Source organism: Psychrobacter sp. ASPA161_6 (assembly GCF_051970285.1).
GTDB lineage: Bacteria > Pseudomonadota > Gammaproteobacteria > Pseudomonadales > Moraxellaceae > Psychrobacter > Psychrobacter glaciei.
This window is the reverse complement of record NZ_JBEFNJ010000001.1, coordinates 930,747-952,108: the sequence shown is the minus strand read 5'-3', so window position 1 is coordinate 952,108 and position 21,362 is coordinate 930,747. Positions and strand designations below refer to the sequence as shown.

The following is a 21,362-nucleotide window of genomic DNA, read 5'->3' as shown; positions in this document are numbered from 1 at the left end:
GCGCCAATTATTTTAAGTGTTGCTTGAATTATAATGGCAAAGAGTAGATACAATAATAATTTTTCTTTATAAAACGTATCTAAATAAACATCGGTTCTTCTTAAGTGATTCCACTTTATCGCGAATACATTATTATTGTAAAAAAATTAAGTAACCACTTGTTTCATAAACTGTTTTTACCAACAAACGTTAGACAATAGTTATTGGCAAAGTCATGGTGATCCTACAAAATTCACCATATTTCTGGTATTAAATTATAGCAGTTATTCACGTTATACTTTGAAACTAATTGTCATTACTTTCTCATGTACTTATGAAGCGTTACTACTGTGTTGTGTTTCTAAGAAGATAGTGTAAAAACAAGCCAATAAATTTACTAGACCCCATCCTCAATTCAATCGATGGTCATCTATATAGGCTAAAACAAAAAGTCTCTTGCCTGTGCCATCGTTGTGAATATCTTCATCTCTAATGCATGGTTTATAGGGTCATTCGCATCGTTAAATGAGTCAGATTTTGTTGCCGTGTCTATTGCATTATCAGGCAATTGTATTACTTTACGCAGCCAAGTGTATTGGCGCTTTGCCAACTGCCTTGTCGCATATAATGCCTTATTTTGCATTTGCTGACAAGCAAGCACCTCGGTTTGGCTATCGGACAAACTTGATGCAATCAGAGGCTGAGACATTTTGTCCTGCTTTGTTTTTTGATTTATTGACTCATCTAATGCACCAAAAGCCTCATAGAAAAGCGCTTTATCTAAATGCGGTTGCTCAAATATTGGGTGATTGGTATGTACAAGGTACTCTAATACTTGCCGATAACCAACGCAGCGCATAGAAGGTAAGTTCGGTGTCAATGGATACTCCTCAAGCAGTCCGATTACTTCAGCCACCAGACCCTCACTCCACATGATGTCTAAACGCTGGGCGATACGCCCATGCAACCACGGACGATCAGGCATCACTGCCAATACATGCCAATTCTGATTGGGGTTATTTGCTAATGCTTGTTTGGGTTTGCGTTGCCACTCACTTATAGAAATATCCGTTTGTAGATATACCTCAATAGCGCGAGTAATACGCTGAGTATCAGTGGCATTAAGACGCTGGTGACTTATCGGATCAACCTTACCCAAATACTCATATAGCGCGCTAATACCCTCATCCTGTCGCCATTGCTCTACTTGCGCGCGAATGCCGTCATCGCTATCAGGTACAGGGGATAGTCCATCCAGTAACGCCATGTAATACATCATGGTACCGCCTACTAGCAACGGTATCTTACCGTTCCGATGACAGCTATCAATCAAACGGGCGACATCGCTGACGAACTCAGCGACGCTATAGCTCTGCATAGGGTCAATCATATCCACTAAGTGATGAGGATAACGCGCCAGCTCATCAGACGTAGGCTTTGCCGTACCGATATTCATATCACGATATATCAGCGCCGAGTCTACTGAGATAAGCTCATAACGACCTGTATCGTATAGCTCATAGGCCAGTGCTGTCTTACCACTCGCGGTTGGCGCCATCAAGCAAACCACGCTATTATCCGCTAAATTGGGACTCAAGCTATAAGATAAGCTGTCAGACGAATGTCGCATAGGATTGCCTCTACTAATGAGATGGTGGGTGACAAAAATATAATTTGGCGCTATTGTTTGTTCAAAGGTGAGAACATTGACGCTACTAATTGATGACTGTCTATGATTTTGATTGCATTGTCAGTGATTAAAGAATCAATATCTTCTATGAAAACGATCAAGTCTTGCGCAGACATTTGCGAGCTTACGGTAGCGAGTTGTTGGTTGATATATGCTGGGCTCTTTAGCAACTCGTCTTTTTTGGATACGTTATTACTCAGTACCTGCGACTCAAATAATACACTTAGCTTTGACTGCCAATCTGCTGCACTAATCAGCAGACATTGTGCTTGGTGGTAAAATAGTAACCAAGGCAGCGATTTACTATCGATGTCCTTGGCGTTAGCAGATTCGGTTGCTATGTCATTTAAGTGGGTAATAATATCTAAGCAGACGGGCAAAGGCTTACTTACTATTGATGAGCTACTTGAAATATCGGCACTATTGGTCTGGCCACTCTTGGTTAAAACTTCACTTAGCGCGTTAATACTCTGTGCTGACGATTCATCACGATAAGACATTTCTGAATAGGACTGTTTTGAGCGTTGCAAAAAAGGATTGCTTAGAATAGGAGCACTTACCGACAGTTGGTATAACTGTTTAGGCGTTTGTACTTGCTGGCTTTGTCTTGAATGGGTCGTAGGCGATGTGTTGCGCGGTATCGTAGTAAAAGACTGGCTTGGAGAATTGTTATAGTCTAGCGCCTGTCTATTATAACTGGTGGATGTGACCGTATCCATCGTAGTAATGGTTTTCAGTTTTGCATGAATGGCATGGCTTAAATGTGCCATAACATTATTTAATGGACTGATCTTAATACGCTGTTTGGACGGATGGACATTGATATTAAGCCATTGAGTCGGCAAATCAAAATAAAGGGCATAACCGATGCCATTTAAATGAGCACTCTGCGCGAGTTGACGAAGCTGATTGCTGATGATCAGCTCTTTGACCAAGCGACCATTGATGTACAGTAGCTTTGGTAAGCTGTCCTGCTGTTGCGCCTGCTTATTAATAGGCCACAACCAACCATAGATACCTGCCTGACTACTAGAGCTTGTACTATCCGTGTATTCTGTAGACGGCTGCCACAAACTGGACAAATCAATCATTATCTCAAGTGCGTTCACTGTGAGCTCTGCACTCGTGGCTTGCTCTAGCCGTGACAATGGTAAAGGATTGGCACTGATAGATCCATCGCTTGTAGGCATCGAATTTGCCAATAGCACACGTGCATTTGAAGACAGTGACAGCCGTTTTTTATTGTCATGAAAGAGACTAAGCGCTACATCTGCTCGCGCCAAAGCCACTTCGCGCACGATCGTTTCAATATGACCAAACTCGGTCGCAATAGATTTCAAATTGCCGCGACGGGCTGGTACGTTAAAGTATAAATCCTTAACCGTAATGGTCGTGCCACGATGATGCACAACTGGTATCATTTTTGGTATGTCATCTAACACACCCGCGACCTGCAACTGGCGACCGATACCACTGTCATCATGGCTACTGGTTAGCGTCAGCCGAGAAACTGCTGCTGTTGCAGCCAATGCTTCCCCGCGAAAACCCAACGTCGTAATACCATGCAAATTAGCCACATCCGCGACTTTGCTGGTCGCATGACGGGTAATCGCCATGACCATATCATCAGGATGAATACCAACGCCATTGTCGATCACCTCAATCATACCCATGCCGCCTTGGGTAATATGTATCTCAATATTGGTGGCATCAGCGTCAATCGCGTTTTCAAGCAGCTCTTTAACCACCGCGGCTGGGCGTGTCACAACCTCACCAGCTGCTAATTGATTGATGAGCAGCGGCGATAGTTTTTTGATGCGGGTATTAAAATGATTGTCTGGCATTTGCGGCATTAAGAGGTATCTTTATTTTGCGTAGTGATGAGTAATGCTGGCGAATATTGATGACTTATATTGAAGGTATAACTAAATCTTAAAGGATGATAGATCCAAACCTTGCGCTTGTCCTGCCTTCGATAGTCGCAGCTCAACGTGACGAGACTCTTGATTTTTATCACCGCTATTAGCCTGCGTCATATCGATAAACAAAATCGGCGGTGGTAAATAGCTGTCCGCACGGCTTGCCCATTCAATAATGACCAGCGCATTTGGCTCATCCAAATACTCATCGAAGCCTATAAAGGACAACTCTTCTGGGTCTTGCAGACGATACAAATCCGCATGATAAACTGGCTTGATTGAGCCGTCTTTTTGCGCGATGCTGTTTTGGTCGATGCTATAAGGCTCGACCAAGGTATAAGTCGGGCTTTTGACGGCACCTGTATGCCCTAGCGCCTGTAACCAATAACGAGTCAAAGTAGTTTTACCCGCGCCCAAATCACCCGCCAACCATACACTACCCGTCAATGGCAACGCTGCTAATTGCGCAGCCAAACGCTGAGTATCGTCTTCAGAGTGCAGTGTCAATGTTTTGACGTTTTTGTCTTCTGTTGTACTATTAGGCATCAGGCTTACCTGCCTGTACTTGCGTCTGTACCTGCATAGTTACCGTTGGATTAGTAAAGCTTTCACCGCGAATCAATTTGGCATACAGATCGGTGTCATGCCATTCGGCACTGACTTGGTCGCTAAACTCAAACGCTTCTAAATTAAGCTGACCCATTTGCTCATTAGCCACATCATCAGCAAAACACTGGGCATAACCCGTTGCGGTTTCGTGCGCAATCACCGAGTAGACGCTGACATCAGACTCACCGTTTTGCATTTGGGTTTGCTTGAGAATTTCTTGCGCCCAAAAGAAGATGACTCTAGAGAACTGCTCTGCTGATGGCGATACCGGCAAGCTTATCCAGCGCGCGCTGAATTTTTTGCAAGCAGCGATATATTCAGGGTCGTCTTTATTCCAAAAGCAAATCGCATGATCAAAGCTGTCGATAATATCCTTGATAGACGACTTTAATAGTCCAAAATCATAGACCATTTGCCCATGATCCAAGCGCTTAGCCTCAAGAATCAGTTCAATCTGATAGCTATGACCATGGATAGAGTGTTTGCAGCGCTCAGAGCTACAATTACGCACAATATGTGCATTTTCAAATTTAAAAAGTTTACGGATACGCATAACAATCAACCAAAACAGTAAGCATCTTTGTGCTAAATAGGAATATTATAAAAGTTTGCCGCGACGACTCATCGGCTTGTGGCTTATTATAGCAAATCGTGATGACTCCGTAAGTAATCACTTACGAATACTAATATTGATACTGGTATTGATTAAACGCATCGTTTGAACATATCATCAGCCGAAAATCTGACTGAGATATTCTAAATTTCAATATAAAAGAGGCGTTGAATAATATTTAGCCAAATAGAATGACCGCATTGAAGCGTAGGGAAATTGTGCTATCGCTATCTATTGCACAGGCTTAGAGCTATACTCAATCTAGTACGCAGCATCTGCGTCAATTGTAGTGATTCCGCCCGCTAGTCAGCCAATCTGGCTTATGGCTGTATAAGCTACCTAAAGAGGAAAAAATCATGAGTAAAGGTCAAGATAGTAAGAAAAATGTGAAAAAGAAACCGCTATTGACGGCAAAAGAAAAGAAAGCCGCCAAGCAATCTAAGAAAGATGACAGTGGCAGTATCTTAGGTAAACATTAATATTGCATGCATCACTATGCTGATTAAAGCTATGCCAATTAAATCTATGCCAATCGAACCTCACGGTTTGATTGGCATTTTTTGTGTTAGGCGCTGCATTGATATTAGGGCGTGTCCTCATTTTAAAAATGAGGATAAAAGTGAGGTAAATGGCAGTCAAACAAGGAAAATAGCGCAGATAATATCGATATATTACCTAGCTAATTGACGATGTTTGGCAAGATTTAACCACTTTTAGCCCATTTAGATCGCTATCGGTTGAATTGAGGACACGCCCTAGCCACTGCGCGGTGCAAACATAATAATTGCCATGCCTAACAATGCAACCGCAGACCCTACGATATCCCATGTGGTCGGCCTGATACCGTTCACCGTCCACAACCATAAAATCGCCATCGCAACATACACCCCACCGTAAGCTGCATAGACTCTGCCTACAGCGGTTGGATGTAATGTCAGTAACCAAACAAAGGCTGCCAGACTCAGCACACTGGGAACAAGAAGCCAGATAGACTTACCTTCTCGCAGCCATAAATAAGGCAGGTAACAACCAATAATCTCTGCTAATGCAGTTAGTGCAAAAAGCGCTAGTGTCTTTAATTCTGTCAAAACCTGCTACTCCTCGACTGTGATAAATCCTGTCAAATACTGCACGGCATTGCCGGAAACAAGCACCCTATCTTTTGCGACAACACAGTCTAGTATCCCGCCTCTATTTGATGCCTGATAAGCGACCAATTCATTTTTACCCAAACGCTCAGCCCATAATGGCGCAAGTCCTGTGTGCGCTGATCCAGTCACTGGGTCTTCATCACCGCCATTGGCTGGCCAAAAATAACGTGACACAAAATCGTAGTCTTTATAATCAGCAGACTTAGCTTGGCATGTCACCACCACATCTAAAGGTGCGAGCTGTTTTAGCTGCTCGTTATCACGCTCTACGTTTAATACATCGCTTTCAGAATTATAAATCACGAAATAGGCTTGGGTGTTTTTATAGACTTCAACTGGTGCAATAGACAATCCTGCCAGCAAACTATCAGGGATATTTTCGACTTTTTCAGGTTTAGTATTGGGAAAGTCCATTTGTATTTTGCCAGCGTCTGTTTGCACGATGGTCAATATCCCAACGGCGTCGGCTGAAAATTTAATAAAGGCTAAATTAGGATTTTTCTTAAATAGCACAAAAGCAGATGCTAGCGTTGCATGACCGCAAAAGGCAATCTCAGTAAGCGGTGAAAACCAGCGGATATGATAGATATCTTTACCATCACTCTCATCTAAAACCAAAAATGCCGTCTCAGACAAATTGTTTTCAAAAGCAATCGATTGCATTAGATCATCAGCGAGCCAGCTATCGGTGATAATAACGGCTGCTGAATTACCTTTAAAAACAGTATCAGTAAAAGCATCGATAACATTGATTTCTAGTTGCATATCTGTCTCTTATTTTTGATTGGGCTATGTCCTCATTTTAAAAATAGTGATAAAAACGAGGACATGCTTTATTAGGGTCTGTTGAATATTAAAACATTAAAAACCTTCCAATACTATTTTACCAATCGTTGTGCCAGACTCTAGCGCTTGATGAGCCACTCGTAGATTAGTCGCATTGATGACACCCATATTTTCGCCAACCGTGGTCTGGATATAACCCTGATCAATCAAATCAGCGACACGGTTTAATAACTGACCTTGTGCTGCCATGTCTGTGGCTTTGAATAGTGAGCGGGCAAACATAAACTCCCAATGAAATGATAGGCTTTTAAACTTAATTTTAGTGATGTCTAACTGCTCAGGATCATCGATTATCACTATTTTCCCAAAAGGCGTCAAGATATCTATATAAGTATCGAAGTAGCTTTCAGTACTCTGAAGGCCTGCGACATGGGTCACAGGGCCAATGCCCAACGCTTCGATTTGTGCCGCTAGTGGCTGGCTATGATCAATCACATAATCCGCCCCCAGTGTCTGCACCCACTGCTTTGAGCGCTCACGTGAGGCTGTCGCAATAATGGTAGCGCCCGTTAATGTCGCTGCCAGTTGTAGCAAAATAGAGCCCACCCCACCTGCAGCGCCCACGACTAAGATAACCTCGTTAGACTTGCTATTATCAGTGATTGGCTGCTGTTTAATGGTTAAATGCTCAAATAATATCTCCCATGCCGTGATAGTGGTCAACGGCAATGCTGCCGCTTCATTATTCGACAGACTTTTTGGTTTCATACCAACGATACGCTCATCCACCAACTGATACTCTGCATTACTGCCTTGGCGATCGAGCTCGCCTGCATAGTAAACCCTATCACCAACTGCAAAGCGTGTCGCCTTCTCACCGATGGCGACCACTTCACCGACTGCGTCCCAACCAATGACTTTGTGGCTACCGTCCTCGGATGGCATGTTTTGGCGGACTTTATAATCGACAGGATTGACCGCGATAGAGCTGATTTTGACCAATAAATCAAAGCCTTCTGCGATAGGCTGTGGCAATTCGATATCTTGCAATGAGTCCGTGTGAGTAATGGGTAAAGACTGTATAAATCCAATGGCTTTCATCATGCTGCTCCGGTTCGTTAAGTGGCTGCCATCATAACGCTGGCTTATGGCAAGATAAACAGGGTAATATTTGATACATTATCAAATAAGAATTGAGAATATGCTGTTATCTGATCTCGAAGTTATTCTAAAAATCGCTGAACATCGCAATATCACGGCAGCGGCTGCACATCTAGACATGCGTGTGGCAACTGCCAGTGCTGCGCTCAAACGGGTAGAAAAAACATTGGGCGCTGAAATATTCATTCGTACCACGCGTCAATTACGTCTATCGAGTGCCGGAGAGCGCTACATTCCAGAATGTGAAAAAGCACTCTTATTGCTTGAGCAAGCTAGGCAAAATATCAAAGAAGATCTCGATATCGTCGATGGTGAGCTGCGCATTGCACTGCCTTCTGATTTGGGCCGTAACATCGTTACACCATGGCTTGATGAGCTATTAGATCATCACCCAAACATGAGCTTGAGAACCGATCTAAGCGATAGTCATATAGACTTTTATCGTGACTCTGTAGACATGGCATTACGCTATGGTTCGCCAAAAGATGCCAGTCTTTACGGCTTTAAGATTTGTGATGTCCCAGGGTTGCTTTGTGCATCGCCAGCGTATATAACACGTCACGGTATACCTCAGCATCCGCATGAGCTACCGACGCACAATGGGTTGTTTTATCAGCTGTACGATATCACTCACGATGTGTGGGAATTCACCAAGAACAAGCAAGTTTATAAAATAAAAATGAGTGGCAATCGAGCCTCTAACGATGGTGATCTGGTCAGGCGCTGGTGTGTCGAAGGAAAAGGACTTGCTGTAAAATCCTGCTTGGATGTTTCGAGTGACATATCAGAAGGCAAGCTGATTCATATCATGACCGACTATCAAGCAAAGCCAAGCGAGCTTTGGCTCATCTGCCCAAGTAGGCAATCGATAACCCCTGCGGTCAGACTGCTCAGAGATACCTTAAGAGAAAAATGCAAGGAGCTGTTAAGTCGTTTAGCCATATAGTTTGCACGCTATGTTTCACTTTTTTTGCACAGTGTTCGATGGGCAATCAAAAACAAAAATACTCAAATTTTAATAACGCTATTGTATAATACACGGCTTCAATACTTAACAGCATACCCCATCGCTAGGAAGCTGACATGATTGTCCGCCAAACCCCCAATGCCCTCAAGATATTTTTTACCCTGCGCGGCTCCATCATTCCAAAAGTCTATCGGCAAATTTTGCTGATTACTATTCTTAGTACACTCATAACGATTATTCAGCACTGGCTTCCTGACTCTTTTCCTTATTATGGTATGGCGATGTTTACCTTGCTCGGAATCGCGTTATCGTTATTTCTTGGGTTTCGGAACAATGCCAGTTATCAACGCTGGTGGGAAGCTCGGGGACTGTGGGGTCAGCTGGTATATGATTCCCGCAGCTTAACGCGTCAAGTGCTGTCTTTTATAGATGATGACACCGATGCTGGGCGTGATACTCAACGAGCGATGATTCACTTGGCGATCGCTTTTGCTCATGCTGTGCGCCATCGATTGCGTGGTACGTCACCTTGGGAAGATATCGAGCCATTTGTAGCGTTAACGCATCATGACAATATGCGCCAAGCGAAAAACGTACCTGATTATATAATGCGCCTCATGGGTAAGCAGCTCGGTGACATTCGGCGGCAAGGACTGGTGTCTGAGCAAGTCATCCAAAACATGGACGAGCGCCTGACCTCTATGACGATTGTATTGGCGGCTTGCGAGCGCATTCATAATACGCCGCTGCCATTTGCTTATATGCTGTTGGTACATCGCACGACCTATTTATATTGCATCCTGTTGCCTTTTGGCTTGGTGGCCTCACTCGGTTGGGCCACTCCGTTGATTTCTGCTGTGATCGCTTATACCTTCTTTGGTTTTGATGCCCTTAGCGAAGAGCTAGAAGAACCTTTTGGCTTGGCAGCTAACCAACTACCCCTGACTGCCTTGTCACGCACAATCGAAATCAATCTGCGAGAAGCATTAGGAGACACGGATATCCCACCTGATATCGCGCCTATCAATGGCTACTTACCGTAAGTCGCATCAGCAATTGAAAACCTAGCTGTCCAAATGTATGATGCCACTATACTTGGTACATCCCTTGCTAATAATGTATGAGTTCGTCTACCATCTGCTTACTCACATTGATAAAAGTAAGTGAACACTATGAATTACCAAACGCTACGTCACCATTGTCCAACTTGGGATGATTATATTCAGCACGACTTTGTCAAGCAGCTAGCAGCAGGTACGCTTGCCCCTGACAGCTTCCGCCACTACCTCGTCCAAGACTATTTATATCTGATTCACTATACCCGCGTGATGGCATTGAGCGTGTATAAAAGCGACACGCTGGCGCAAATGCGCGTCGGTCAAGCGGGTATCAATGCCATGCTCGATATGGAAATTGGCATGTATTTGGACTTCTGCCACCAATGGGGCATAGCGCTTGAAACCGTCGAGAATGCGCCTGAATCTACTGTAACCATCGCCTATAGCCGCTATATATTAGACGCTGCCCTGTCAGGCTCACTGGCTGAGCTGTATGCTGCTATTGCCCCTTGCTTGATGGGTTACGGCGAAATTGGCAAACGCATCAAAGCCGAAGGGTTTATCACGGGCAATCCCTATCAGCCATGGATTGATGTATTTTCTAGTGATGCATTTCAAGCGATTACTGCGCAGAACGAAGCGCAGATCAATGAACTACTGGCACACGCTAGCCCCGCTCAAGCAGACAAGTTCCAACAGTTATTTAATACCGCCTCACGGATGGAAGTGAATTTTTGGCAGCAAGCATTAGATCTGTCATAGCCTGTATTTTTATAGCAAATTTAACTTCACGTACTATTCAATATAGTTGATTCAATTTAAAAGAGTGACAAGCCAACCGAGTGCAGATGTATGAGTAATACTTTAAGCGAGGTTAACACTGTCACTCTTTTATAGTGGATTAACGATACAACAAAAATACTCAAGGAGAGATATCATGGCCGCATTTGATGAACACGCAAGCGCGTACGACAGCTGGTTTTTTGACAATCAAAACTTACTGACCAGTGAGCTAGAACTGGTCGCCCATTTTTTAGATAAAGACAGTGAGATATTGTCTATCGGTTGTGGTAGCGGATTATTTGAATCACTACTAGCAAAAGATTATGGTATTCATATCAAATATGGCATTGAGCCTTCTAAAGACATGGCCGCCGTCGCCGAAAAGCGCGGATTGCAAGTAGATATCAGCCCTGCTGAAACTTGCGAGATTGAGCCCAATAAGTTTGACATTATTATGTTCAACGGCAGTGTCAGCTATATCAGTGATTTGGATGTCTGTATTAAAAAGGCCTTTGACGCATTAAAGTCTGGCGGCAAATTGATTCTGATCGATGTACCAAAAGAGAGTGGCTTTGCCAGCTTATACAATTTGGCCAGCTCGTTAGGCACTTGGGAGCATCCGCTACTTGCGCACATCTCCCCTGCTGACCCTTATCCTATTGAACTGGTAAAGTCAGCCAATTGGCGCACTTCAGATGAAAAAATCGCGCTGATGCAAGCCAATGGTTTCGTCGATTTTGAGTATGCGCAGACCTTATTGACCCATCCAATGTATGCCAATGATAAGGTACAAGAGGTCATCGAAGGTTATGACCGTGGGGACTATGTGGCGATTTGTGGTTATAAAAGATAAGCGGTCACTTTCCATACCCTGTCCGTACCGTAGCCGAAGGTTCGACATACCCTAATGTACTGTCGTCGCTATCACAGGACTTGAATAATAGGCTTAGTGCCACTATAAATGGGTAATAAAGCTCTTATCCAAATATAGTCAAATCCATATAAATCCGCTACATCGTCATCCTCGCTAAGCATACTAGTGTATAACTTGCGCTCGGTTTCCTTGTATCGAAATTATTTGAATTCAACTATAGCTCATATTTAAAAAAACGAGGCAAATATCATGAGTGATGATTCAAAAGATACTGATAATCAAAACACTAATCAAAGCAGCAACCAAAACACCAAAGACGTCACCATGACGGATCTGACACCCAATGAAGGTGTATTAAAAGGCAAAAAAACCGACATTCAAAATCCAGAGCTGTGGGATTTTCCAATGAACTACCCTTTGAGTATCATTGGTCATGAAGGTGAGCATGAAAGCTTACTTAATGAAGTGAAGCTGATCCTCGGTAGCCAGTTCCCTGACTTTGATTTGGCCTCGATAGAAGTCAAACCGTCGAAAACGGGTCGCTTTCATTCAGCGCGTGTCAATTTATACCTCACAGCAGCCGATCAAGTGAATACGCTTTATGCGTCACTTGATGATGCAAAAACGGTTCGTATGGTCGTATAAACAGGTAATGGGTGTTTAGAAAAAAACAACCCCTTTTCCGTCCAAATCGTCACTCACTATTGATAACATACGGGTGGCGATTTTTTATGGTTTGGTGTACAATCTGCGCCCGCATTATTGCCGCTCTGATCACTATTATCAGTCGACAATAACCGATAAAATAAAAATCAAATCGTCACGATATTTTTACAAAAAATTTATGATGAGTGCATTTGCGTCTAACCCTTATCCCATCGTCCTTTGCCTAAATCTGGACAGCTCACAACCTCGCAGCAACATAGTTTTAGTCTAAAATCAATATAGTATTTTCAAAATTTTCCCGCTATATTGTGCCTACCAATTAACAAACACGCTATATGTAGTACTCAGTGATTTTAATCATCATTATGAGTAGCGGTAGTTTTTTGCCAAAAAAAACTGGCTATCGCAACCCAGCATCGTAGCGTTATAAAGAATGTCTGCCGCTGATTCAGCGCGCAGCATCACAATAAGCAATCAAAATAGAGGCCAGCATGACACATATTGACAAAATCCAAGTAACCAAACGTGATGGACGTTTAGAGCCTATTGATTTAGACAAAATTCACAAGGTGATAGCGTGGGCCGCTCACGGCTTGGACAACGTGTCTGTGTCGCAAGTTGAGCTAAAGTCGCACATCCAGTTTTATGAAGGTATTAAGACTCGTGACATTCACGAGACCATCATCAAGTCTGCTGCTGACCTTATCTCTGAAACGACGCCTGATTATCAGTATCTAGCGGCACGTTTGGCTATTTTCCATCTGCGTAAGATTGCTTACAATAGATTCACGCCGCCACATCTATTCGATCACGTTACAACGCTGACCAATGCTGGTAAATATGATGAGCATATCCTAGCTGACTATAGCCGTGCTGAGTTTGATGAATTAGAAGAATATCTCGATCACTGGCGCGATATGAACTTGGCTTATGCTGCTGTTGAGCAAATGGCAGGCAAATACCTCGTCCAAGATCGCGTGAGCAAAACTGTTTTCGAGAGCCCGCAGTTCTTGTACATGCTGGTTGGTATGTGCTTGTTCAGCCGTTACGAAAAATCAGAGCGTATGAACTATGTGAAGCGCTTCTATGATGCGACCTCACAATTCAAAATCTCACTACCAACGCCTATCATGTCTGGTGTACGTACGCCATCACGTCAGTTTAGCTCGTGCGTATTGATCGAATGTGGTGATAGCCTAGACTCTATCAACGCGACCACCAGTGCCATCGTACGCTATGTGTCACAGCGTGCTGGCATCGGCATCAACGCGGGTCGCATCCGTGCCCTTGGTAGCCCTATACGTGGCGGCGAAGCACAGCACACTGGCTGTATCCCATTCTATAAATTGTTTCAAACGGCTGTTAAATGCTGCTCACAAGGTGGCGTGCGTGGCGGTGCAGCGACTCTATTTTACCCACTATGGCATCTAGAAGTTGAGTCATTACTGGTACTCAAAAACAACCGCGGCGTTGAAGACAACCGTGTCCGTCATATGGACTACGGCGTACAGTTAAACAAAACGATGTACACGCGCCTCATCAAAGGTCAAGACATCTCGCTATTTTCACCGGGTGATACTCCTGGCTTGTACGATGCGTTCTTTGAAGATCAAGACAAGTTCGAAGAGCTATACACCAAGTATGAGAATGACCCTGCTATTCGTAGCCGTCAAATCCCAGCAGCAGACTTGTTCAGCCTAATGATGCAAGAGCGTGCCAGTACGGGTCGTATCTATATCCAAAACGTCGATCATTGCAACACGCATAGCCCATTTGACGCGACGGTTGCACCGATTCGCCAGTCAAACCTATGTATGGAAATCGCCCTACCGACCAAGCCACTTGATAACATCAATGACGAAGAAGGCGAAATCGCCCTTTGTACGCTATCAGCGGTCAACTTAGGTAAAGTCGAAAACGTCAGCGATATCGAAGAGCCAGCCGAGCTAATCGTCCGTGCGCTTGACGCCCTGCTCGATTATCAAGACTATCCAGTGAAAGCCGCTCAAAACGGCAGCATGCGTCGTCGTACGCTCGGTGTGGGCGTGATTAACTACGCTTATTACTTGGCAAAGAATGGCGTACGCTATTCAGACGACAGCGCGCTTGGTCTGACCCATCAAACGTTTGAAGCATTGCAATTCTATCTCTTAAAAGCGTCAAACAAATTGGCAAAAGAGCAAGGCGCGTGCCCTGCGTTCAATGAGACCACGTACTCACAAGGTATCTTGCCGATTGATACGTACAAAGCTGACTTGGACAAAATCTGCCAAGAGCCGCTATATCTAGATTGGGAAACGCTACGCGGCGAGATCACTGAGCACGGTCTACGCAACTCTACCCTAACCGCCTTGATGCCGTCTGAGACATCTAGTCAGATCGCCAATGCGACCAACGGTATCGAGCCACCACGTGGTCTGGTCTCTATCAAAGCGTCAAAAGATGGTATCTTAAAACAAGTCGTGCCTGAGATTACGACGCTAAAAGATCAGTACGAGCTACTATGGCAAATGCCAAACAATGACGGTTACCTAAAGCTGGTCGCTGTCATGCAGAAGTTCGTCGATCAAAGCATCTCTGCCAATACCAACTACGATCCAGTTCGTTATGCAGGTGGCCGTGTGCCGATGAAGATATTGCTAAAAGACTTGCTAAACGCTTATAAAATGGGTGTGAAGACGTTGTACTACCATAACACTCGTGATGGTGCGAACGATGCCCAAGCGGATATGGAAGATGATTGTGCTGGCGGTGCATGTAAGATTTAAGCGATTGATAGGCGGCGGGTTTGGCTCTTAGGTTAAGCCCGTTGTTTTCCGCTATATCAGCTAATATAAAAAGGATTTTTTATGCTCGTTTCAGAATATACAGGCACAATGAAAATTGCTGATGCAGAATTAGAATGTGCTGTTCTTAGCGATGGTCGAAGAATAATTAAGCATTCAGATGTTTTTAAAGCTTTGGGTAGAGAAGTAAGAGGTAATGCACGTTTACCTGATACCCCTTCTTTTATGGATGCTAAAAACTTACAACCATTTATTTCTGATGAACTTAATGAAGTAAAAGAAAAGATACTATATCAGGATGAAAATGGTAAAAGCTTTCAAGGCTTTGATGCCATAATCATTCCATTAGTTTGTGAGCTATATATATTAGCTGATGAAGCAGGTGCAGTGACATACAAAAACCAGAAAGACACTGTTATGCAAGCCTCAATTATCATAAGATCTTTAGCTAAAGTTGGTATCGTTGCATTAGTAGATGAGGCCACTGGATATCAAAATATCCGCAAAGCTGAAGCTTTACAAGAAATTCTCAATTTTTATATTACTAAAGATCTTCTTGCATGGACTAAGACATTTCCTGATGAATTTTATGAACAAATATTTAGATTAAAGGATTGGAAGTGGAGCACATTTAATAGACCTGGTGTTGTTGGAACCTATACTAACGATATAGTTTACGATCGAATGGCAGTTGGTTTAGTTAATGAACTAAAAGCACTCAATCCAAGAGATGAAAAAGGTCTTGCCAAACATAGAGATCATCAACATTTATCAGAAAACCAAGGAAGAAAGGCGCTTGAAATGCACTTACACGCTGTGATTGGTTTAATGAGAGCATCTGATAACTGGGAAGAATTTATGTATTCTGTAAATAAGGCTTACCCAAAGAAAGGTTCTATTGGTGATTTATTTCCTGAAACTTTAAACCCTAAAAATCGTGGCTAAGAGTTGTAGGGTGCGCCCAGCGCACCGATGATATGCAAATTGTGTATAAAGCGCGTAGGTTGGGTTGACGAAGGAAACCCAACGGTTTGAGTCTTTGTTGGGTCTCGTACCTCGACACCAACCTACTTTAAAGCATAGAAAGTTGTAGGGTGCGCCCAATCAGAAGAGTCGTTAAGGACAAAGAAAGACGCCCTAACACGGTCGTTTAGCCCCGACTATAGCGGTATCCTGCTGACGACGATGGCGATGCAGTCTGTGACTGAGCGTAGTATCGAGACAACAGGAATGCGGTCAGACACGATAGACTGCACGCCAGCGGCAAGGCAGATACAAGCGGTAGGCGGGATTGGCTACTGTTATAATTAAAACACACAAACAATAAAAACGACGGAGGTCATGTGCAATATACCGCAATCATCAAAGACGGTGGTTTGTTTATCCCAAACGTATTTTCAGACCTTAACGATGGTGGCTCGCATATCGTACAAGTGGAAGTCGACATCGCAGACGTCCGTGAGCAATTAGGCGAAGGCATAGCAGTAAAACCAGAAGCATTAAAAAAAGTCGCCACAAAAGTATTGAAAAAACCAGTAAAGAGAGCGGCTAAAAAAGACGTACAGAAAGAAATACATCAACTATCAGATGATGAGGGTTTGAGTGCGCTGCGTAAGAGTGCTATCGATGAATTGGAAGCATTGGATGATGTGGAGCTGAGCGAGATACTTAAAGCGTATATGAATGATGGACAGACGCCAGAACAGATATCGCTAGAGCACTTGTAATATAATCCGATTAAACCCAGTCAGATTCATATAAATTAATAACCGTATCAATTATAAAGGCAGTCCCATGACTTACTCGATTTTTTCTCAAACGCCAAACAATGCGCTAAAAGAGCCGATGTTTTTTGGTAATCCGGTCAACGTAGCACGCTATGACCAACAAAAGCACCCAATCTTTGAGCAATTGATAGAAAAGCAGCTGTCGTTCTTTTGGCGTCCAGAAGAAGTTGATGTGTCAAAAGATCGTATGGACTTTGGCAACCTGTCCTCGCATGAGCAGCATATATTTTTGAGTAATCTCAAATACCAGACCCTACTCGACTCTATCCAAGGTCGTAGCCCGAACGTCGTGCTATTGCCGCTCGTGTCTATCCCTGAGCTTGAGACGTGGATTGAGACATGGTCATTCTCTGAGACCATTCACTCGCGCAGCTATACCCATATCATTCGTAATATCGTCAATGATCCAAACATCATCTTTGATGACATCATGCAAAACGAGCACATCTTAGAGCGTGCCTCTGACATTGCCCAATATTACGATGATCTGTACCGCAACTCGCAGCTATATAGCCTATACGGTGCTGGTACGCACAACGTCAATGGCGAGGAAGTGACTGTCGATTTGAGATCACTGAAAAAGCAGATGTATCTGTGTATCGTCGCTGTTAACGTCCTAGAAGCCATTCGCTTCTATGTATCGTTTGCTTGCTCGTTTGCGTTTGCTGAACGTAAATTAATGGAAGGTAATGCTAAAATCATCAAGCTGATTGCTCGTGATGAAGCGCTGCATTTGACTGGTACGCAGCACATGCTCAACCTCATGCGCAATGGTCGTGACGATCCTGAGATGGTCGAAATTGCCGCAGAGTGCTACGAAGAAAGCATCGAGATCTTCCGCAAGGCTGCCGAGCAAGAAAAAGAATGGGCAGGTTATTTGTTCAAAGATGGCTCAATGATTGGTCTAAATAAAGACATTCTTTGCCAATATATCGAATTCATCACTAACTTGCGTATGGAAGCCGTTGGCTTGCCATCAGTATTCCCGAACTCTAAATCAAACCCTATTCCATGGATCAATACTTGGTTGTCGTCTGACAATGTGCAAGTAGCACCGCAAGAGACTGAGATTAGCTCGTACTTGGTTGGTCAGATTGATTCTGATTTATCAGACAGCGATTTTGATGACTTTGAGTTGTAGAAGATAGTTTTTCAAGATTGAGCTTTTAATATAGTCGATTCATCATAGAATAAGTGTAGTGCTGCTGGGATAAGTTTTGCGCAGCCTCTGTCTGCGTAGGCACAGCAAGCAAGTAAAATTTATTCCAGTAGCACGTTATAATAATTGTACTTATTTTATTTAGGATTGACCATATTATAAAAAGATAGGATAAAACTATGACTTGGGTAATGACGAGTAAAAAGCAATTCTACTTGCATGATGATGAAAGTCTGCTCGATGGACTGCTGCGCACTGGACATGCAGTCAATTATCAATGTAAGGAAGGCTACTGTGGCAGCTGCCGGATAAAACGTATCGCCAGCTCACACGTCATTGACTATCCATTTGAACCACTTGCCATGATTGAGGACGATGAAATCCTGCCCTGCTGCTGCCGTGTGCAAGGCGTCATCTATATCAATCATGACCCGATTGAGAAATAGAGCAAAGCAAACATAAAAAAGCGCGCTATCTATATAAGATAGCGCGCTTTTTTATGCTATTAGCTAAATGCATGTGCTGTCTCATAAACACATTATGAATCAGCACATCGTTATGACAAATTACTGTGCTGCGGTGTCTTGTTCAAACAGTTTCATTAGCTCTTCACGCATACGATCACGCTCAGCCTTTGACATCATGGGCGCTTCTTCATCATTCTGAATGCTTCGCTCGGGCATCTCGCCCTCTTCCATTCCGCCTATGCTTCCCTCTTGTAGAACGACAGGACGTTCGACAAGCTCTTGTGCTGGGCGCTCTTCTAGCATTATTTTTACTTGCGCATTCTTACCTTGGCGTAGTATCTGTGCATCAAGCTCAGTATCTGGCGCTTTGCGAGCAACGTACTGAATCAAAGTATTGGCATCTGTCATTTCCACACCGTCGATGGTCAGGACGATATCGCCGACACGTAGACCACTCTTCGCCGCTGGACTTTGATCGATGACGTTTAGCACTTCTACGCCTGTTGAGGTCTCAAGCTGCGTTGGATCACGTAGCTGCGATTGAATCTCGATACCTAGCCAGCCGCGACTGACCTTGCCATCTTTAATCAAGGCATTCATTACTTGCTCAACCAGCGCTGTTGGAATGGCAAAACCAATGCCCATCGAGCCACCAGAGCGCGAGAATATAACCGTATTGATACCGACCAACTCGCCGCGAGCATCGACCAGCGCACCACCTGAATTACCTGGGTTAATCGCGGCATCGGTTTGGATAAAGTCTTCGAACTTATTGACACCCAGCCCCGTACGTCCAGTCGCTGAGATAATACCTTGGGTCACGGTCTGACCGACACCAAACGGGTTACCAATTGCCAGTGCCAAATCACCCACGCGAATAGGATTTTCGCGGAAGCCAAGTGGGGTCAATCCTGTCATATCGACCTTGATCACTGCCAAATCGCTATCAGGGTCGGTACCGATGACTCTGGCACGGCTCTTACGACCATCGTTAAATGCGACTGTAATCTCATCTGCCTTTTCGATCACATGAGCATTGGTCACGATATAACCATCTTCTGATACGATCACGCCTGAACCTAAGTTGGTTGACCCTTGATCTTGGGAAGGCCCACTATGATCTTCAAAGAACCGACGCAGTATAGGGTCATCCATATACGGATGCTCTGCCATCGTCTGGGTGGTATAGATATTGACCACGGACTGCGAGGCACGGGCAACCGCATTATGATAAGAAGAAATAGGCGCTGGCGTATCTGCAACTGGTTCTGACGCTTGCTGCTCCGCAGGCGGGGTTCTTGGTGGCTCCCACGTGGCCTCCGACGTCGACTTCATACTCGTGAACAACCAGATAAACGCTGCCAAAACTAGCAGCAATAAGACCCAAGGTAACCATTTTAATAAAGACGCCTTGTTATTGGTGTTCCGGGATGACGACATATAAAACCTCTATAAATTTAATGCACACAGACAGTGAAAAACGAAGTGAGCCAATGGTAACTACTGGGCTGCTATTGACCCATTAATCGTGTGATCAATTGCTCCATCAGCTAGGCAGACTCACATGTATAAATTATAACCGCAATACTATTAAATAGTAACGTATCGTGTACCATTTCAGTTATCCAGCTTATCTGTTTGCTTACACCAGCATGTTAAAATAACTCTGATAAAGGATTAAACTAAAAACAGCCCTTACAAATAACTCATAATTTTTGCTCGCTTGATCGACTGCACTTTACTGCATATATTTCATTGACGATAGGAAAACCTAATGACTGCAAATCATACGACAGCTGAATCGAATAATCAAAGCATCAGCGCTCAGACGTTGACACAGTTCTGTGACGACTACTTATCCGCCAGCACGTTTAAAGACTATGCGCCCAATGGCCTACAAGTCGATGGTGGACGTCCGATCCAGCGTATCGTAACCGGTGTAACGGCTTGTGAGGCCTTGATTGACGCTGCCATCGCTGACAATGCCGATGCCATCATGGTGCATCATGGTTATTTTTGGAAAGGCGAACCTGCCCCTCTCACTGGTATGAAAGGTCGACGCGTTCGCAAATTGATGCAGCATGGCATCTCTATGATTGGCTATCATTTGCCGCTTGATGCGCATCCGATCACTGGTAACAATGTAATACTCGCTGACATGTTGGATATGACGATTACTGGTGCGCTCTATCCTGCTGAGTCACATCCTGTTGGCAACATCGCCACTTGCACACCGCAAAGCGCGGATAGTCTCATTGCAACAATTACGCAAGCACTAGGGCGTGCACCGCTACATATCGCCGCCGAGTATAATTCTAGTAAAGAGGCAGAGAATAAAAGGCTTATCAAACGTGTCGGTATTTGTACGGGCGGCGCGCAAGATATGATTGAGCAAGCTGCCACGATGGGCTGCGATGCGTTTATCTCTGGTGAGATATCAGAACGTACCACGCATATCGCGCGCGAGCTTGGTATTGATTACTTTGCCTGTGGTCATCACGCAACCGAACGTGGCGGCATTCAAGCGCTAGGTGAGATAGTTGCCCAGAAATTTGGTTTGCCCGTGACTTTTATCGACATCGATAACCCAGCTTAGCAATTAGAGTTAGTCATTAAATTCAGCCGTTATAAAACCACCTCAGTAGTAACTGAAACATATAGTGTAAGAAGGCCCATAATATTAAGTAGGTTAATCAAGTTTTAACCAATGTAGCAATAATGAGGGCATTTCTTACCGTCTATAGTCCAATTGTTAAGTTTTATCGCTCTTTTCTTAACTTAACTTGAATAATCCACTATATAACCGCATATTAGTACTTGAAGAAAGAACGTTTTGTCATGAAACTTCCCATTTATTACAGCTTCCGGTTATGGCACTAAAATAATGCTGGTAGTCACTTGAAACTT

The 21,362-nt window shown here is 43.9% G+C and carries 21 protein-coding genes; 13 read left to right on the top strand and 8 right to left on the bottom strand.

Annotation, left to right across the window (positions count from 1 at the left end):
* Positions 1-418 precede the first annotated feature (418 nt).
* The 4 genes from miaA to ACTQ9T_RS03920 all read right to left on the bottom strand — a co-directional run bounded on the left by miaA (position 419) and on the right by ACTQ9T_RS03920 (position 4,750).
* Positions 419-1,609 (bottom strand): tRNA (adenosine(37)-N6)-dimethylallyltransferase MiaA, encoded by a 1,191-nt coding sequence (gene miaA, locus ACTQ9T_RS03935; RefSeq protein WP_440464136.1) that lies wholly within the window; start codon positions 1,607-1,609, stop codon positions 419-421.
* A gap of 50 nt (positions 1,610-1,659) precedes the next feature.
* Positions 1,660-3,522, bottom strand: a complete 1,863-nt coding sequence (gene mutL, locus ACTQ9T_RS03930) for a DNA mismatch repair endonuclease MutL (protein ID WP_440464135.1) — start codon at positions 3,520-3,522, stop codon at positions 1,660-1,662.
* Positions 3,523-3,594: 72 nt separating this feature from the next.
* Complete coding sequence (gene tsaE, locus ACTQ9T_RS03925; protein ID WP_440464134.1) at positions 3,595-4,134, bottom strand: tRNA (adenosine(37)-N6)-threonylcarbamoyltransferase complex ATPase subunit type 1 TsaE; 540 nt, start codon at positions 4,132-4,134, stop codon at positions 3,595-3,597.
* Positions 4,127-4,750, bottom strand: coding sequence for a 6-pyruvoyl trahydropterin synthase family protein (locus ACTQ9T_RS03920; RefSeq protein WP_210539654.1), 624 nt, complete (start codon positions 4,748-4,750; stop codon positions 4,127-4,129). The genes tsaE and ACTQ9T_RS03920 overlap by 8 nt, the downstream gene beginning before the upstream one ends.
* A gap of 416 nt (positions 4,751-5,166) precedes the next feature.
* On the opposite strand from ACTQ9T_RS03920, the gene ACTQ9T_RS03915 reads away from it, so the two are divergent.
* On the top strand, positions 5,167-5,289 hold the full coding sequence (locus ACTQ9T_RS03915; RefSeq protein ID WP_264623036.1) for a hypothetical protein: 123 nt from the start codon (positions 5,167-5,169) through the stop codon (positions 5,287-5,289).
* Positions 5,290-5,565: 276 nt separating this feature from the next.
* On the opposite strand, the gene ACTQ9T_RS03910 is transcribed toward ACTQ9T_RS03915, so the two are convergent.
* The 3 genes from ACTQ9T_RS03910 to ACTQ9T_RS03900 form a co-directional block, all read right to left on the bottom strand.
* On the bottom strand, positions 5,566-5,898 hold the full coding sequence (locus ACTQ9T_RS03910) for a YnfA family protein (protein ID WP_413190701.1): 333 nt from the start codon (positions 5,896-5,898) through the stop codon (positions 5,566-5,568).
* A gap of 6 nt (positions 5,899-5,904) precedes the next feature.
* Positions 5,905-6,726 carry a PhzF family phenazine biosynthesis protein gene (locus tag ACTQ9T_RS03905; protein WP_440464133.1) on the bottom strand — a complete coding sequence of 274 codons (822 nt, stop codon included), beginning with the start codon at positions 6,724-6,726 and terminating at the stop codon, positions 5,905-5,907.
* Between the two features lie 96 nt (positions 6,727-6,822).
* Positions 6,823-7,848: a zinc-binding alcohol dehydrogenase family protein gene (locus tag ACTQ9T_RS03900; RefSeq protein ID WP_440464456.1), complete on the bottom strand. Its 1,026-nt coding sequence runs from the start codon at positions 7,846-7,848 to the stop codon at positions 6,823-6,825.
* Between the two features lie 100 nt (positions 7,849-7,948).
* Here ACTQ9T_RS03900 and ACTQ9T_RS03895 point away from each other — a divergent pair, with 100 nt between their 5' ends.
* From ACTQ9T_RS03895 to yfaE, 11 genes are all read left to right on the top strand, one after another.
* Entirely contained in the window at positions 7,949-8,854 is a 906-nt protein-coding gene (locus tag ACTQ9T_RS03895; protein ID WP_440464132.1) for a LysR family transcriptional regulator, read from the top strand.
* A gap of 137 nt (positions 8,855-8,991) precedes the next feature.
* Complete coding sequence (locus ACTQ9T_RS03890) at positions 8,992-9,918, top strand: bestrophin family protein (RefSeq protein WP_440464131.1); 927 nt, start codon at positions 8,992-8,994, stop codon at positions 9,916-9,918.
* 129 nt (positions 9,919-10,047) lie between these two features.
* Positions 10,048-10,695, top strand: coding sequence for a thiaminase II (gene tenA, locus ACTQ9T_RS03885; RefSeq protein WP_440464130.1), 648 nt, complete (start codon positions 10,048-10,050; stop codon positions 10,693-10,695).
* A 175-nt stretch (positions 10,696-10,870) separates the two neighbouring features.
* Positions 10,871-11,569 (top strand): class I SAM-dependent DNA methyltransferase, encoded by a 699-nt coding sequence (locus ACTQ9T_RS03880; protein WP_440464129.1) that lies wholly within the window; start codon positions 10,871-10,873, stop codon positions 11,567-11,569.
* Positions 11,570-11,914: 345 nt separating this feature from the next.
* Complete coding sequence (locus tag ACTQ9T_RS03875; RefSeq protein ID WP_051000722.1) at positions 11,915-12,235, top strand: YbeD family protein; 321 nt, start codon at positions 11,915-11,917, stop codon at positions 12,233-12,235.
* 512 nt (positions 12,236-12,747) lie between these two features.
* A complete protein-coding gene (nrdA, locus tag ACTQ9T_RS03870) occupies positions 12,748-15,024 on the top strand; it encodes a class 1a ribonucleoside-diphosphate reductase subunit alpha (protein WP_440464128.1) in 2,277 nt (758 codons plus the stop codon).
* A gap of 81 nt (positions 15,025-15,105) precedes the next feature.
* Entirely contained in the window at positions 15,106-15,987 is an 882-nt protein-coding gene (locus ACTQ9T_RS03865; protein ID WP_440464127.1) for a P63C domain-containing protein, read from the top strand.
* A gap of 240 nt (positions 15,988-16,227) precedes the next feature.
* On the top strand, positions 16,228-16,353 hold the full coding sequence (locus ACTQ9T_RS03860) for a hypothetical protein (protein WP_440464126.1): 126 nt from the start codon (positions 16,228-16,230) through the stop codon (positions 16,351-16,353).
* Between the two features lie 32 nt (positions 16,354-16,385).
* Positions 16,386-16,769, top strand: a complete 384-nt coding sequence (locus tag ACTQ9T_RS03855) for a hypothetical protein (protein ID WP_440464125.1) — start codon at positions 16,386-16,388, stop codon at positions 16,767-16,769.
* A gap of 67 nt (positions 16,770-16,836) precedes the next feature.
* Positions 16,837-17,970: a class Ia ribonucleoside-diphosphate reductase subunit beta gene (gene nrdB, locus ACTQ9T_RS03850; RefSeq protein ID WP_010198779.1), complete on the top strand. Its 1,134-nt coding sequence runs from the start codon at positions 16,837-16,839 to the stop codon at positions 17,968-17,970.
* A 197-nt stretch (positions 17,971-18,167) separates the two neighbouring features.
* Positions 18,168-18,434, top strand: coding sequence for a class I ribonucleotide reductase maintenance protein YfaE (yfaE, locus tag ACTQ9T_RS03845; RefSeq protein ID WP_440464124.1), 267 nt, complete (start codon positions 18,168-18,170; stop codon positions 18,432-18,434).
* A 120-nt stretch (positions 18,435-18,554) separates the two neighbouring features.
* On the opposite strand, the gene ACTQ9T_RS03840 is transcribed toward yfaE, so the two are convergent.
* A complete protein-coding gene (locus tag ACTQ9T_RS03840) occupies positions 18,555-19,895 on the bottom strand; it encodes a S1C family serine protease (protein ID WP_440464123.1) in 1,341 nt (446 codons plus the stop codon).
* Between the two features lie 334 nt (positions 19,896-20,229).
* Here ACTQ9T_RS03840 and ACTQ9T_RS03835 point away from each other — a divergent pair, with 334 nt between their 5' ends.
* A complete protein-coding gene (locus ACTQ9T_RS03835) occupies positions 20,230-21,051 on the top strand; it encodes a Nif3-like dinuclear metal center hexameric protein (RefSeq protein ID WP_440464122.1) in 822 nt (273 codons plus the stop codon).
* Positions 21,052-21,362 lie beyond the last annotated feature (311 nt).

Coding starts and splice junctions, on each gene's coding strand:
- ACTQ9T_RS03840 (WP_440464123.1), bottom strand. CDS start 19,895: ATGTCGTCATCCCGGAACACCAATAACAAGGCGTCTTTATTAAAATGG.
- ACTQ9T_RS03880 (WP_440464129.1), top strand. CDS start 10,871: ATGGCCGCATTTGATGAACACGCAAGCGCGTACGACAGCTGGTTTTTT.
- miaA (WP_440464136.1), bottom strand. CDS start 1,609: ATGCGACATTCGTCTGACAGCTTATCTTATAGCTTGAGTCCCAATTTA.
- ACTQ9T_RS03865 (WP_440464127.1), top strand. CDS start 15,106: ATGCTCGTTTCAGAATATACAGGCACAATGAAAATTGCTGATGCAGAA.
- mutL (WP_440464135.1), bottom strand. CDS start 3,522: ATGCCGCAAATGCCAGACAATCATTTTAATACCCGCATCAAAAAACTA.
- ACTQ9T_RS03900 (WP_440464456.1), bottom strand. CDS start 7,848: ATGAAAGCCATTGGATTTATACAGTCTTTACCCATTACTCACACGGAC.
- ACTQ9T_RS03920 (WP_210539654.1), bottom strand. CDS start 4,750: ATGCGTATCCGTAAACTTTTTAAATTTGAAAATGCACATATTGTGCGT.
- ACTQ9T_RS03915 (WP_264623036.1), top strand. CDS start 5,167: ATGAGTAAAGGTCAAGATAGTAAGAAAAATGTGAAAAAGAAACCGCTA.
- ACTQ9T_RS03895 (WP_440464132.1), top strand. CDS start 7,949: ATGCTGTTATCTGATCTCGAAGTTATTCTAAAAATCGCTGAACATCGC.
- ACTQ9T_RS03875 (WP_051000722.1), top strand. CDS start 11,915: ATGACGGATCTGACACCCAATGAAGGTGTATTAAAAGGCAAAAAAACC.
- tenA (WP_440464130.1), top strand. CDS start 10,048: ATGAATTACCAAACGCTACGTCACCATTGTCCAACTTGGGATGATTAT.
- nrdA (WP_440464128.1), top strand. CDS start 12,748: ATGACACATATTGACAAAATCCAAGTAACCAAACGTGATGGACGTTTA.
- ACTQ9T_RS03860 (WP_440464126.1), top strand. CDS start 16,228: ATGGCGATGCAGTCTGTGACTGAGCGTAGTATCGAGACAACAGGAATG.
- tsaE (WP_440464134.1), bottom strand. CDS start 4,134: ATGCCTAATAGTACAACAGAAGACAAAAACGTCAAAACATTGACACTG.
- ACTQ9T_RS03890 (WP_440464131.1), top strand. CDS start 8,992: ATGATTGTCCGCCAAACCCCCAATGCCCTCAAGATATTTTTTACCCTG.
- nrdB (WP_010198779.1), top strand. CDS start 16,837: ATGACTTACTCGATTTTTTCTCAAACGCCAAACAATGCGCTAAAAGAG.
- ACTQ9T_RS03905 (WP_440464133.1), bottom strand. CDS start 6,726: ATGCAACTAGAAATCAATGTTATCGATGCTTTTACTGATACTGTTTTT.
- yfaE (WP_440464124.1), top strand. CDS start 18,168: ATGACTTGGGTAATGACGAGTAAAAAGCAATTCTACTTGCATGATGAT.
- ACTQ9T_RS03835 (WP_440464122.1), top strand. CDS start 20,230: ATGACTGCAAATCATACGACAGCTGAATCGAATAATCAAAGCATCAGC.